Origin of the sequence: Nocardia sp. NPDC046763 (assembly GCF_040645495.1) — a bacterium.
Classification (GTDB): Bacteria; Actinomycetota; Actinomycetes; order Mycobacteriales; family Mycobacteriaceae; genus Nocardia.
In genome coordinates, this window is sequence record NZ_JBEYYI010000003.1 from 286857 (window position 1) to 299827 (window position 12971).

Here is a 12971-nt window from a genome sequence, read left to right on the forward strand (position 1 = left end):
GAGCCCGGTAGCGTTGATAGACCGGGACTGGGAGGAGCAGCATCATGAGCCCCATCGAACATTCGGATTCGGCCGCCTGGAGGGAACTCGAGGCAGTACGTGCCGAGGCCGCTGCACTCCGGAGGCAACTCGCCGACACGCCGGATCGCACACGGGAATTGGAAGCGCGCGTCGATTCGCTGACGATTCGCAATACCAAACTGATGGACACCTTGAAGGAAGCGCGCCAGCAACTGGTCGCTCTCCGTGAGGAAGTGGATCGCCTCGGCCAGCCACCCTCGGGCTACGGCGTCCTCATCGGCGTGTACGACGATCAGACGGTCGATGTGTTCACTTCCGGGCGCAAGATGCGGCTGACGTGTTCGCCGAATATCGACACCACCACCCTCCACTACGGGCAGACCGTGCGTCTCAACGAGGCGCTGACCGTGGTCGAGGCGACCGGTTTCGATTCCATCGGTGAGATCGGCACGCTGCGTGAGATTCTCGACGACGGGCGCCGCGCGCTGGTCGTCGGGCATGCCGACGAGGAGCGGGTGGTCTGGTTGTCCGGGCCGCTGTCCGCCCTGGTCGACGTGGATGATCTCGAGGATCCGGATCGTCCGATTCGCAAACTGCGGCCGGGTGATTCGCTGCTGGTCGACACCAAGGCGGGATTCGCCTTCGAGCGCATCCCCAAGGCCGAGGTCGAGGACCTGGTGCTCGAAGAAGTGCCGGATGTCGGCTACGAGGACATCGGCGGTCTCTCGCGCCAGATCGAGCAGATCCGCGACGCGGTCGAATTGCCGTTCCTGCACAAGGATCTGTTCCGCGAGTACGCGCTGCGCCCGCCCAAGGGCGTGCTGCTCTACGGTCCGCCCGGTTGCGGTAAGACGTTGATCGCCAAGGCCGTTGCCAACTCGCTCGCCAAGAAGATCGCCGAGGCGCGCGGTGAGGATGCCAAGGAAGCCAAGTCGTTCTTCCTGAACATCAAGGGTCCCGAGCTGCTCAACAAGTTCGTGGGTGAGACCGAGCGCCACATCCGGATCATCTTCCAGCGGGCCCGTGAGAAGGCGTCCGAGGGCACCCCGGTGATCGTGTTCTTCGACGAGATGGACTCGATCTTCCGCACCCGCGGTTCGGGTGTCTCCTCCGATGTGGAGACCACCGTTGTGCCGCAGCTGCTCTCGGAGATCGACGGCGTCGAGGGCCTGGAGAACGTGATCGTGATCGGCGCCTCCAACCGTGAGGACATGATCGATCCCGCGATCCTGCGGCCCGGCCGCCTGGATGTGAAGATCAAGATCGAGCGCCCGGATGCCGAAGCCGCGCAGGACATCTTCTCCAAGTACCTGACGGAGACGCTGCCGCTGCACAGCGAAGATCTGCAGGAGTTCGACGGCGATCGCGGCAAGTGCGTGCAGGCCACCATCGAACGCGTGGTGGACCGCATGTACGCCGAGTCCGAGGACAACCGCTTCCTGGAGGTCACCTACGCCAACGGTGACAAGGAGGTCCTGTACTTCAAGGACTTCAACTCCGGCGCCATGATCCAGAACATCGTGGACCGGGCCAAGAAGTACGCCATCAAGTCCGTTCTGGAAACCGGCAATCCGGGTCTGCGTATCCAGCATCTCTACGATTCGATCGTGGACGAGTTCTCCGAGAACGAGGACCTGCCCAACACCACGAATCCCGATGACTGGGCCCGCATCTCGGGTAAGAAGGGCGAGCGCATCGTCTACATCCGCACCTTGGTGACGGGGAAGAACGCCAGCGCCAGCCGCGCCATCGACACCGAGTCGAACACCGGCCAGTACCTGTAAACCGGAAAGCAGGGGCTCGCATCCTTTCGGATGCGAGCCCTTTCGCGTACGTGGATGCCGGTGCCGGTCAGCTGATCCCGGGGATGAAGCCGGGGTAGACCCAGTGCGAGACACCGCCGCCCGGGGCGCCGGAGCCGCTCACGTTCGGGAAGTTGAACGGCAGCCGCTTCAACGCGTGCGGGTTGCCGTCGGCGTCGGCCTGCACGCAGTTGGTGGTGACGCCGTGGAAGCCGGAGCAGACGATGCGGGTCGTGGTGCCGTACGGCGAGGTCAGGCGGGCACGGTTGACCAGCGGGTTCCAGAAGTCGGGGTCGCTGGGGGTGAGGAAGTCGTGGGCCTCGAAAACGTAGATGGGACTGCCGTCCTGCTGGACCGGCCAGTCGTCGGCGGCGGCGGCGGGGCCCGTGCCGAGGACGAGGGCGGCACCGGTGAGGGCGGCCGCGGTGGCCAGGCCGGTGACGCTACGGGTGATCATGTTCATGTACCCCTCCATGGAACGTCGATTGACAACGAGCATCGATGAGAGCATCGGTTCGTGCCGGGCGACTGTAACGGACTGCATGGTCGCGGTGGGGGCAATCACACGCTGGGACCGTGATCACGGGGTGATGCGCAGCCGCCGATCCTCGGTCCAGTCGACGATGAGCCGGCGCTGCCGGAACCGCCACGCGCCGCCGTCGCGGGCGAAGGTGTCGTCGTAGCGGATGTGCATGACGAAGACCCGGGAGCCGTCGGCATCGTCGTAGACATGGGAAGCGGTGCAATAGGTTTCGCCCCGCACGCCGTCACCGGAGAAGTCGAGCAGCTGGTTGGCGATCACGTGCCGAGTGGCGCGGTAGCGGTCGAGGGGCCGCATGGCCGCCTCGATCTCGGCGCGGCCCCGCACCGTCGTCGTAGGCTGCCTGCCACCCCACTCGATGACCAATGTCCCGTCCTCGGTGAAGAGTTCGGCGATCGCCGCGTCGCGGCGGCGGTCGGCGTGGGAGGCGTAGCGCTCGGTGAGTTCGCGCAGGGCGAGTCGGGTTTCCAGCTTGTTCATGGGGCTCCTCGATAAAACGGGGGTCAGCATCGTTCCTACTGCGCCGGAGCAGGAGTGACCCGCGGTTGCCCACTGGGTGGGATGCGGCGTCAGGCCCGCCGGACCCGGCGGTAGGTCGGCACGGCCACCGCGGCGGTGGCGAGATGCCGTGCCACCTCGGGGATTTCGGAGTCGGTGAGGGCGGCGACGGTGAGGCGCAGGTGGTCGGTGTGAGGGTGGTCGGTCACCTCGAACGGGCCGCCCGGGGCCGCTTTGATCCCGGCGGCGGCCAGGGAGATCATGGCGGCGTTCTCGTCCGCGACGGGGAACCAGAGATTGATCCCGTCGCCGCGGGGGAGGCGGATGTCGTGGTGGGACAGGGATTTTCGCAGGGCGTCGGCGCGTGCGCGGTAGACGCCGCGGGCCGTGGTGACGGTGGTGCGGGCGGCGTCGTCGGTGAGCATGTGCAGCAGCACCCGCTGGAGCAGACGGCTGGTCCAGCCGGGTCCCAGCATGCGTCGTTCGAGGAGCGGGTCGAGCAGGTCGGCGGGGCCGCCGACGGCGGCCAGGCGGAGGTCCGCGCCGTGGGATTTGGAGTAGGAGCGAATGTGCACGGTGCGGGTCGGCAGGCGGGCCGCGAGGGAGCGCAGGGGCGCGTGGGTGATGCCCGAACTGTGGTCGTCCTCGACGATGACGGGCGTGCCGCCCGCGACGACGGCGGCGTCGGCCAGCACGTCGGCCAGTTCGCGCACCCGCCGGGCCGACAGCGAGGCGCCGGTGGGGTTCTGAGCGCGCGGCTGGAGCAGCACGAGGACCGGGGAGCGGGCCGCCAGGGCGGCGGCCAGCCGATCCGGACGCATGCCGGATTCATCGAGGTCGATGGGAACCGGACGCGCCCCGAGCCGGGCCAGCAGGTCGAGAAACGGCGGGAAGCACGGGTTCTCGACCGCCACCGTGTCACCCAGCCGGACGTGGACGGCGAGCAGGCGGTCGACGGCGTCGAGCGCGCCGTCGAGGATGGTGAACCGTTCGGCGCGGGCCGGCCAGTCCGCGCGAACGGCGGTCTCGAGTTCGGGGAGCACGGCCTCGCCGAGGTAGGTGGCCGACAGGTCGTCGATGCGGCCGTCGTCCCCGAGACCGCGCAAGGCGGCGGTGAGGTCGGGCAGCAGCGCCGGATCGGGGGTGCCGCGCGAGAGATCGATGCGGAAAACGCTGTCGGAGTGGGGGTGGAGGCGTTGATAGCGTCCGGCCGCGGGCGCGCGCGGGGCGTGCGGCGCGTCCTGGACGAAGGTGCCCGCCCGGCCGCGCGCCACGATCGCCCCCGCGGCCGCCAGCGCCCGCCACGCCTGGTTGACCGTCACGGGGGAGACCTTCAGCTCCCGGGCCACCTCGCGCACGGTGGGCAGCCGGGTGCCGGGTGCCAGCGCGCCGGACCGGATCCGCTGGCCGATTCCGGCCGCGATCCCGGCCGCGGTGCGGTCGTGTGCGGCGGCGGCCAGGTCGGCGGCGGATTCGGCGGTCACAGACTCAGTGTGCGAGGGAGACGGATGCGGCTCCGACGGGCACGCCGGAGGTTTTACGGTCACGAAATCGTTTCCTTCATCTTGTAACACAAGCGAATTCGTTTCAGGTGCAGTATCACAAACTATGGCGATTGTTCGAGCGGCGCTGGTGCAGACGAGCTGGACCGGCGACAAAGAGTCGATGATCAAAGCGCACGAGGACTACGCGCGGCAGGCGGCTGCGGCCGGGGCGAAGGTGATCTGCTTCCAGGAGCTGTTCTACGGGCCGTACTTCTGCCAGCTCCAGGACACCAAGTTCTACGACTACGCCGAATCGGTGCCGGGTCCCACCGTGGAGCGGTTCGCGGCGCTGGCCCGCGAGCTCGGCCTGGTGATGGTGCTGCCCGTCTACGAGCAGGAGCAGCCGGGGTTGCTGTTCAACACGGCGGCGGTCGTCGACGCCGACGGGACTTACCTCGGTAAGTACCGCAAACACCACATTCCGCAGGTCAACGGGTTCTGGGAGAAGTTCTACTTCCGGCCCGGCAATCTGGGCTGGCCGGTCTTCGATACCGCCGTCGGCAGAATCGGGGTCTACATCTGCTACGACCGGCACTTCCCGGAGGGCTGGCGGGCGCTGGGCCTGGCCGGGGCGGAGATCGTGTTCAACCCCTCCGCCACCTCGCGCGGACTGTCGAGCTATCTGTGGAAGCTGGAGCAGCCCGCCTCGGCGGTGGCCAACGAGTACTTCATCGGGGCCATCAACCGGGTGGGCATCGAGGAGTACGGCGACGACGACTTCTACGGCACCAGCTACTTCGTCGACCCCGAGGGGCAGTTCGTGGGTGAGGTCGCCTCCGACACCGCCCCCGAGCTGGTGGTTCGCGACCTGGACATGGAACTGATCAAGGTAGTGCGCGACCGCTGGGCCTTTTACCGGGACCGGCGTCCGGATGCCTACGGGAAGCTGGTGGAGCCGTGAGCACGACCTTCATCCACGGCGGAATCGTGGTGTCCGCCACCGGATCCCAGCCCCTCGACGTTCTCATCGACGGCGAGACCATCGCCGCGGTGGTGCAGCCGGGATCCACCGCGCTCGGCGCCGACCCGGCCGCCACCGCCGGCACCGTTATCGACGCCACCGGCAAGTACGTGATCCCCGGCGGCGTCGACGGCCACACCCACATGCAGCTGCCCTTCGGCGGCACCGAGGCGTCGGACACCTTCGAGACCGGCACCCGCGCCGCCGCGTGGGGCGGCACCACCACCATCGTCGACTTCGCGGTGCAGAAGCCGGGCGAGCGGGTCCAGGACAGCCTGGCGCTGTGGCACGAGAAGGCGGCCGGAAGGTGCGCGGTCGACTACGGGTTCCACCAGATCGTCGGCTCGGTGGACGCCGAATCCCTCAAGGGCATGAGCGAATTGGTGTCCGAGGGCGTCACCAGTTTCAAACTGTTCATGGCCTACCCGGGCGTCTTCTACTCCGACGACGGCCAGATCCTGCGCGCTATGCAGACCGCGGGCGATCTCGGCGCCCTGCTCATGATGCACGCCGAGAATGGGATCGCCATCGATGTGCTTGTGGAACAGGCGCTTTCGCGGGGCGAGACCGCGCCGTACCACCACGGCGTCACGCGCCCGTGGCAGATGGAGGAGGAGGCCACCCACCGCGCGATCATGCTGGCGCAGTTGACGGGCGCCCCGCTCTACGTCGTCCACGTCTCCGCGAAGCAGGCCCTGGAGCAGATCGCGGAGGCAAGGGGCAAGGGGCAGAACGTCTTCGGTGAGACGTGCCCGCAGTACCTGTACCTCTCGCTCGAGGAGAACCTGGGCGCACCGGGTTTCGAGGGCGCGAAATGGGTGTGCTCGACACCGCTGCGGGCCCGCGCCGAAGGCCATCAGGACGAGCTGTGGCGCTACATCCGCACCGGTGACGTCACCACCGTGGCCACCGACCACTGCCCCTTCTGCATGAAGGACCAGAAGGAACTCGGCCTCGGCGATTTCAGCAAGATTCCCAACGGGATCGGTGGCGTCGAGCACCGCGTGGACCTGATGTTCCAGGGCGTCAAGGACGGCCGCATCTCCCTCGAGAAATGGGTGGAGGTGTGCTGCACCGCCCCGGCCCGCATGTTCGGGCTCTATCCGCGCAAGGGCGTCATCAGCCCCGGCGCGGACGCGGACGTGGTGATCTACGACGCCAACGGGCACACCAGCATCGGCCTGGGCAAGACCCACCACATGAACATGGACCATTCGGCCTACGAGGGCTTCGAGATCGACGGTCATGTGGACACCGTGCTCTCGCGCGGCCGGGTCATCGTCGACGCCGGGCAGTACCTGGGCAGCGCCGGCCACGGCCGGTACGTCAAACGCGGCCTGTCCCAGAACCTCATCTGACGAACCCGAGCTACGAGGGGAGAGTGCCGCATGGACATCGGTGTGGTGCTGCAGTGCACGCCGCCCGCGTCCCGGGTGGTGGAACTGGCGAGAATCGCGGAGACACACGGCTTCTCGCACGTGTGGACCTTCGACTCGCACCTGCTGTGGCAGGAGCCCTACGTCATCTACAGTCAGATCCTCGCCGCGACCCGCAAGGTCATGGTGGGCCCGATGGTGACCAATCCGTCCACCCGCGACTGGACCGTCACCGCCTCCATCTTCGCCACCCTCAACGACATGTTCGGCAACCGCACCATCTGCGGTATCGGCCGCGGTGATTCGGCGGTCCGCACCCTGGGCGGGCGGCCCGCCACGCTGGCGACCCTGCGTGAATCCATCGCCGTGATCAGAGAATTGGGCAACGGCCGTAGTGCGCACATCGGCGACACCACCGTCCGCTTCCCGTGGGCGCAGGCGTCCCGGCTGCCGGTGTGGGTCGCCGGATACGGTCCGCGCGCCCTGGATCTCACCGGCGAGGTGGCCGACGGGTTCATTCTGCAGCTCGCCGACCCGGACATCACCGCCTGGACCATCGCCCGCGTCCGGGCCGCCGCCGAACGTGCGGGCCGCGACCCGCGGGAGGTGGCCATCTGCGTGGCCGCACCCGCCTACATCACCGACGGCACCGTCGGATCGCTGAAACACGCACGGGAGCAATGTCGTTGGTTCGGCGGCATGGTCGGCAATCACGTCGCGGACATTGTCGCCCGCTACGGTTCCGACTCCGAGGTGCCCAAGGCGCTGACCGACTACATCGCCGGGCGGCGCGGCTACGACTACAACGAGCACGGCCGGGCGGGAAACGTGCACGCCGAGTTCGTTCCCGACGACATCGTGGACCGCTTCTGCATTCTCGGCACCCCGGACGAGCACCTCACCCGGCTGCGTGAGCTCGAGGCCATGGGCGTCGATCAGTTCGCGGTCTACCTGCAGCACGACGCCAAGACCTCCACCCTCGAGGCCTACGGCGAATCCGTGCTGCCGCGCCTGGCGCATCCGATCGAGGCGACGGTGACCGGATCGTGAGCGCGACGACGACCGATCCACCGTCCCGGACCAGCACCGAGCCGCCCGAATTCTCGTTCGCCCGCACCGCCCGCACCGCCCGCACCGCCCGCGCAGGCCGGCGCGGATGGCGGCTGCTGTATCCGATCGTGGCCTTCGTGCTGCTCATCGCGATCTGGGAGCTGGTGAAGGCTCTGGTTCCGGCCAATGGCGTGAGCATCGGGAACCAGCGCGTCCTGCCCCGCACCTCCGATGGCGCGCTGCCGCATTCCTGGGCGGTGCTGACCGTACTGGGTGAGCGGGACGGGAAGACCACCGTCGGCGCGACCCTGCTGCGCACGGCGGGCTTCACGCTCGAACTCGCGCTGCTGGCGCTGGCCCTGGGCGCGGTGGTCGGTGTCGCGCTGGCGGTGCTCATGCAGCGGTTCTCGTGGGTCGAGCGTGGGCTGCTGCCGTATGTGATCGTCTCGCAGACCGTGCCGCTGATCGCGCTGGCCCCGCTGGTGGCGGGGTGGGGCGGCAAGATCGTCATCGCGGGCCGGCCGTGGCAGCCGTGGATGAGCATCGTGGTGATCGCGTCCTACCTGGTGTTCTTCCCCGTTGCCATCGGCACGCTGCGCGGATTGCAGTCTCCGGCACGGGCTTCGGTGGAGCTGCTGCACAGCTGTGCGGCGGGCTGGTGGGCCACCCTGATACATCTGCGGTTGCCCGCGGCAGTGCCGCACATCCTGCCCGCTCTGCGGCTCGGCGCCGCCGCCGCGGTGATCGGCTGTGTGGTGGCCGAGATCTCGACCGGCACCGCGGGCGGGATCGGCCGCCAGATCATCGTCTTCTCCCAGCAGTCGACCGGCAATGCGGCGCGGCTGTACGCCGCGGTGATCGCGGCGGCCCTGCTCGGTGTGGTGCTCACCGGACTGGTCTCGCTCGCCGAGGTGCTGCTGCGCCGCTATGCCCGGCCCGGCCACACTGCGGGAGCGGCCCGGTGACCATCGCTCTGCCCGTTCGTTTGTTCGGAGGTACCCCGTGACCGTCGAGACATCCGCGGCCGCACCGGAACCGGCAGTGGCCGCGGCCATGCCCGCCGTCGAGTTGCGCGGCGTCGGCAAGATATTCGCCGCCGGCGCGGTGACCGCGCTCGAGGACGTGAGCCTGCGCGTCGCGGCGGGTGAATTCGTCTCCCTGATCGGCCCGTCCGGGTGCGGCAAGTCGACACTGCTGCGCATCGTGGCCGACCTGGAGCAGCCGAGCTCGGGAACCGTTGTGGTGCACGGGAAGACCGCCGGACAGGCCCGGCTCGATCAGGAGTACGGCATCGCCTTCCAGCAGGCCGGACTGCTGGATTGGCGGACGGTGCAGGAGAACATCGAACTGCCGCTGCAGCTGCACGGCGTGCGCAAGGCCGAAAGGCGCACCCGCAGTGCCGAATTGCTCGAGATCACCGGCCTGACCGAATTCGCGCGGCGCTTCCCGGCGGAACTGTCCGGCGGCATGCAGCAGCGCGTCGCTATCGCCCGCGCGCTCGCCCGCAAACCACCGCTGCTGCTCATGGACGAGCCGTTCGGCGCACTCGACGAGATGACGCGCGAGCGCATGCAGGGCGAACTGCTACGCATCGCCGAAGAGACTGGCGCCGCGGTGGTTTTCGTGACGCACTCGATCCCGGAGGCGGTCTTCCTCTCCGACCGCGTGGTGGTCATGACCCCGCGCCCCGGGCGCATCACCGAGGTGCTGTCCACCGGCGGCCGGGACCGCCACAGCGATGACGAGGTCCGGTCCAGCGAGGAATTCTTCACCGCTGTGGCCGCGGTCCGCGCCGCCCTGCATGAGGGGCACGGCGGCGCAGGCACGCCGAAAAGCGCCGCCGGACGGGACATGCGATGACCCGCGTGCTCCGATCCTGGTTGCCGCCAGTGCTTTTCGGCGTCGCCCTGCTGGTGCTGTGGCAGGTGCTGACCGCCGCGGCGGGCGTCCCGTCGTTCCTGCTGCCCGCGCCCAGCGCCATCGGACAGGCGTTCGCCGACAATCACCACGCCATCCTGGAGGCCGCCCTCGCGACCGGGAAGAACGCGCTGACCGGCCTGCTCGCCGGTGCGGTGCTCGGCATGGCCGCCGCCACGCTGGCCGTGCGCTTCCGGGTGGTCGACGGGGTGCTGGGCGCGCTGGCGGCCGGCGCGGCGGCGGTGCCCATCGTGGCGCTGGCCCCGCTGCTGAACTCCATGTTCTCCACCACCACCGACCTGCCGCGCCGGCTGGTGGCCACCATCGTGGTGTTCTTCCCCGTCTTCGTCAGCACCACACGGGGATTGCGCCAGGTCCCGCGGGTGCACGAAGACCTCATGACCGCCTACGCCGCCACCGGCTGGCAGATCACCCGCACCGTGCGCCTGCCCGCCGCGCTGCCCTACCTGTTCACCGGCCTGCGTATCGCGGCGCCCGGTGCGGTGATCGCGGCGATCATCGCCGAATACTTCGGCGGTCTCCAGCACGGTCTGGGCAGCCGCATCACCTCGGCGGCGGCCAATACCGCCTATCCGCGGGCCTGGGCCTACGTGGTCGCCGCCATGATCCTCGGCCTGGTGTTCCTGGCCGCCGTGCTGCTGCTCGAACAGCTCACCCGCAGACCCCGCACCATCCCTGGGAGATCGAAATGAGAAGTGCCACCCGCAGATTCCGCATCCGGGCCGTGCTGGCCGCCGCCACCCTCACGGTGGCGGCACTGTCCGGATGCAGCACCACCGACAACTCCTCGACCACCGCCGACGGGCTCACCAAGGTCAAGCTGCAACTGCAATGGTTCAAGCAGGGCCAGTTCGCGGGCTACCTGGCCGCACAGTCCCAGGGCTACTACAAGGAGCAGGGCCTCGACGTCCAGATCCTCGACGGCGGCACCGATATCGTGCCCCAGACCGTCCTGGCCCAGGGGCAGGCCGACTACGCCATCGCCTGGGTGCCCAAGGCCCTCGCCTCCCGGGAGGCCGGTGCGGGTATCACCGATGTCGCCCAGATCTTCCAGCGCTCCGGCACCAAACAGGTGTCGTTCAAGAGCGCGGGCATCAACGGCCCCGCCGACCTGAAGGGCAAGAAGGTCGGAAACTGGGGCTACGGCAACGAATTCGAACTCTTCGCCGGCATGACCAAGGCGGGGCTGGACCCCGCCAAGGATGTCACCCTGGTCCAGCAGCAGTTCGATATGAACGCCTTCCTCGCCCACGACATCGACGCCGCCCAGGCCATGTCCTACAACGAGTACGCGCAACTGCTCGAGGTGAAGAACCCCGCCACCGGAAAGCTGTACACGGCAGACGATTTCGCCACCATCGACTGGAACGATCAGGGTGTAGCCATGCTCCAGGACGCTATCTGGGCCAATACCGACAAGCTGAAGGACTCCAAGTACGCCGATCGGACGGTGAAGTTCATCGCCGCCTCGTTGAAGGGCTGGGCCTTCTGCCGCGACAATGTGGACAAGTGCCGCGATCTGACCGTGGCCGCCGGGTCCACCCTCGGCGCGAGTCATCAGCAGTGGCAGATCACCGAGGTGAACAAGCTGATCTGGCCGTCTCCGAGCGGAATCGGGATGATCGACCAGGCGGCGTGGGACCGCACCGTCTCGATCGCGAAGAACACCCGCAACCAGGAGGGCAAGACCGTCCTCACCAAGGACCCCGACGCCGCCGCGTACAGCGTCGAGTACGTCACGAAGGCCCTGGACCAGTTGAAGTCCCAGGGTGTCGATGTCACCGGGAACTCCTACGTCGCACAGCCGGTCACCCTCGCGGAGGGTGGAAAGTAGCGCGTTCCGACCCTATTGTGACGTAAGTCACAATTTTATCGAACCGATATAAACCCTGGTGGAACACGTTCTACCGTGTGGCTCTCGTCGGGTCCGGGAAAAGTTTCCCCGGGAAACGGCTTCTCCTCGAATGTGAACCGTGCATGATTCACATGCCCGACATGTCATTCGAAAGATGAGGAGTACCACGTGTCCGGATCTGCTTCGGATTTCCTGGCTACGGTTCTGATCAAGACCATCCAGGGTCTGTTCAGCGGCAGTGCCGGTGGCACCACGCCGACCGCCTGAACCGCGGTAGCACGACGGCCCATCGAATCGCGCGGGATTCGATGGGCCGTCGGTGTTCGCGGGCTCAGCGCAGCAGATCCGGAATGAGCACGCGGGTGTCGGGCACGAACGGCCACGCCGGGTTCTCCAGATGTGACCGCAGCTCCTCATCGGTCCACCACCAGCCGTCAGCGATCTCCTCCGGCTGATGCCGGATCGGCCCGTCGTAGCGCAGCTCGTAGGCGAACAGATGGCAGCGCATCGGCCGCCCCGCCCACTCGCCGTTCCAGGACGCGCTCGCCAGCGGCAGCGGCCGATCGTCGTGCGGGCCAAGCTCGATGCCCAGTTCCTCGCCCAGCTCCCGCACCGCCGCCGCGGCCGGATCCTCACCCGGATCCAGCACCCCGCCCGCCAGGCAGTCGTGCATGCCGGCGAAAACGGCCTTGGTATCGGTCCGCCTGTGCACGTATACCTTCGACCCGTCGCGCGAGCGCACCAGCACGCCCGCACTGGCGTGCCACAGGCCCTCCGCGTACACCACCGCGCGCTCCTGCGCGCCGATCTCACGACCGGCGGCGTCGTAAACCGCGATCATCTCCGGCATGGACCGGGCTCTCCTTCCTGCCGCGCCGTGGGACCCGGCGCCCTGCTGTGCACAGTAGCGATGCCGCGCGGCCGCCCGGATCCCGGCGTAGCCTCAGGGGCGCAACCGTTTTCGTCAGGGAGGACGAGATCATGCCGCTGCCGCGGGTGCTCGCGAGGATCAATCGGCGGGTCAGCAACCCGGTCCTGGGGGTCGGGGCCCGGGTGACGCCGTACTTCGGGATCGTGATCCACCGCGGTCGTAGGTCCGGGCGTGTCTACCGGTCCCCGGTCATGGTCTTCGAGCGCGACGGCGGCTACCGCATCGCCCTGACCTACGGGCGGGACGTCGACTGGCTGAAGAACATTCGCGCCGCGGGGACCTTCGAGTTCGAGACCCGCGGGCACACGGTGACCCTCACCGATCCAATGGTCGGCCACGACGCCTCCGCCTCGTGGGCCCCGCCGCTGGTGCGTCAGGTGCTGGTGGGCCTGAACGCCGAGGACTACGTCCAGGCCCGGCGCGCCGACTGACGCCCGGCCCGCGTGAGTCGGAG

Annotated in this window: 13 protein-coding genes; 9 read left to right on the plus strand and 4 right to left on the minus strand. The window is 68.2% G+C overall.

What is annotated here, in order from left to right; all coding sequences use genetic code 11:
* Window positions 1–44: 44 nt before the first annotated feature.
* Window positions 45–1805, plus strand: coding sequence for a proteasome ATPase (arc, locus tag ABZ909_RS06385; RefSeq protein ID WP_356996587.1), 1761 nt, complete (start codon window positions 45–47; stop codon window positions 1803–1805).
* A 67-nt stretch (window positions 1806–1872) separates the two neighbouring features.
* Here the strand turns inward: arc and ABZ909_RS06390 are convergent, their stop codons facing one another.
* The 3 genes from ABZ909_RS06390 to ABZ909_RS06400 all read right to left on the minus strand — a co-directional run bounded on the left by ABZ909_RS06390 (window position 1873) and on the right by ABZ909_RS06400 (window position 4346).
* A complete protein-coding gene (locus ABZ909_RS06390; protein ID WP_356996589.1) occupies window positions 1873–2286 on the minus strand; it encodes a hypothetical protein in 414 nt (137 codons plus the stop codon).
* Window positions 2287–2403: 117 nt separating this feature from the next.
* On the minus strand, window positions 2404–2844 hold the full coding sequence (locus ABZ909_RS06395; RefSeq protein ID WP_356996590.1) for a nuclear transport factor 2 family protein: 441 nt from the start codon (window positions 2842–2844) through the stop codon (window positions 2404–2406).
* Between the two features lie 89 nt (window positions 2845–2933).
* A complete protein-coding gene (locus tag ABZ909_RS06400) occupies window positions 2934–4346 on the minus strand; it encodes an aminotransferase class I/II-fold pyridoxal phosphate-dependent enzyme (RefSeq protein WP_356996591.1) in 1413 nt (470 codons plus the stop codon).
* A gap of 124 nt (window positions 4347–4470) precedes the next feature.
* Between ABZ909_RS06400 and ABZ909_RS06405 the strand changes: the two genes are divergently transcribed.
* The 7 genes from ABZ909_RS06405 to ABZ909_RS06435 are packed head-to-tail and all read left to right on the plus strand — an operon-like array spanning window position 4471 to window position 11565.
* Window positions 4471–5307: a nitrilase-related carbon-nitrogen hydrolase gene (locus tag ABZ909_RS06405; protein WP_356996592.1), complete on the plus strand. Its 837-nt coding sequence runs from the start codon at window positions 4471–4473 to the stop codon at window positions 5305–5307.
* Window positions 5304–6725, plus strand: coding sequence for a dihydropyrimidinase (hydA, locus tag ABZ909_RS06410; RefSeq protein ID WP_356996593.1), 1422 nt, complete (start codon window positions 5304–5306; stop codon window positions 6723–6725). The genes ABZ909_RS06405 and hydA overlap by 4 nt, the downstream gene beginning before the upstream one ends.
* Before the next feature lie 30 nt (window positions 6726–6755).
* Window positions 6756–7793 carry a TIGR03842 family LLM class F420-dependent oxidoreductase gene (locus ABZ909_RS06415; protein WP_356996594.1) on the plus strand — a complete coding sequence of 346 codons (1038 nt, stop codon included), beginning with the start codon at window positions 6756–6758 and terminating at the stop codon, window positions 7791–7793.
* On the plus strand, window positions 7790–8758 hold the full coding sequence (locus ABZ909_RS06420; RefSeq protein ID WP_356996595.1) for an ABC transporter permease subunit: 969 nt from the start codon (window positions 7790–7792) through the stop codon (window positions 8756–8758). Before ABZ909_RS06415 ends, ABZ909_RS06420 begins: the two co-directional genes overlap by 4 nt.
* 37 nt (window positions 8759–8795) lie before the next feature.
* Window positions 8796–9653, plus strand: a complete 858-nt coding sequence (locus tag ABZ909_RS06425) for an ABC transporter ATP-binding protein (protein WP_356996596.1) — start codon at window positions 8796–8798, stop codon at window positions 9651–9653.
* Window positions 9650–10423, plus strand: coding sequence for an ABC transporter permease subunit (locus ABZ909_RS06430; RefSeq protein ID WP_356996597.1), 774 nt, complete (start codon window positions 9650–9652; stop codon window positions 10421–10423). The genes ABZ909_RS06425 and ABZ909_RS06430 overlap by 4 nt, the downstream gene beginning before the upstream one ends.
* Window positions 10420–11565 (plus strand): ABC transporter substrate-binding protein, encoded by a 1146-nt coding sequence (locus ABZ909_RS06435; protein ID WP_356996599.1) that lies wholly within the window; start codon window positions 10420–10422, stop codon window positions 11563–11565. The genes ABZ909_RS06430 and ABZ909_RS06435 overlap by 4 nt, the downstream gene beginning before the upstream one ends.
* Before the next feature lie 352 nt (window positions 11566–11917).
* Here ABZ909_RS06435 and ABZ909_RS06440 read toward each other — a convergent pair whose 3' ends face one another.
* Window positions 11918–12436: an NUDIX domain-containing protein gene (locus ABZ909_RS06440; RefSeq protein ID WP_356996601.1), complete on the minus strand. Its 519-nt coding sequence runs from the start codon at window positions 12434–12436 to the stop codon at window positions 11918–11920.
* Between the two features lie 131 nt (window positions 12437–12567).
* Between ABZ909_RS06440 and ABZ909_RS06445 the strand changes: the two genes are divergently transcribed.
* Entirely contained in the window at window positions 12568–12948 is a 381-nt protein-coding gene (locus ABZ909_RS06445) for a nitroreductase family deazaflavin-dependent oxidoreductase (protein WP_356996603.1), read from the plus strand.
* Window positions 12949–12971 lie beyond the last annotated feature (23 nt).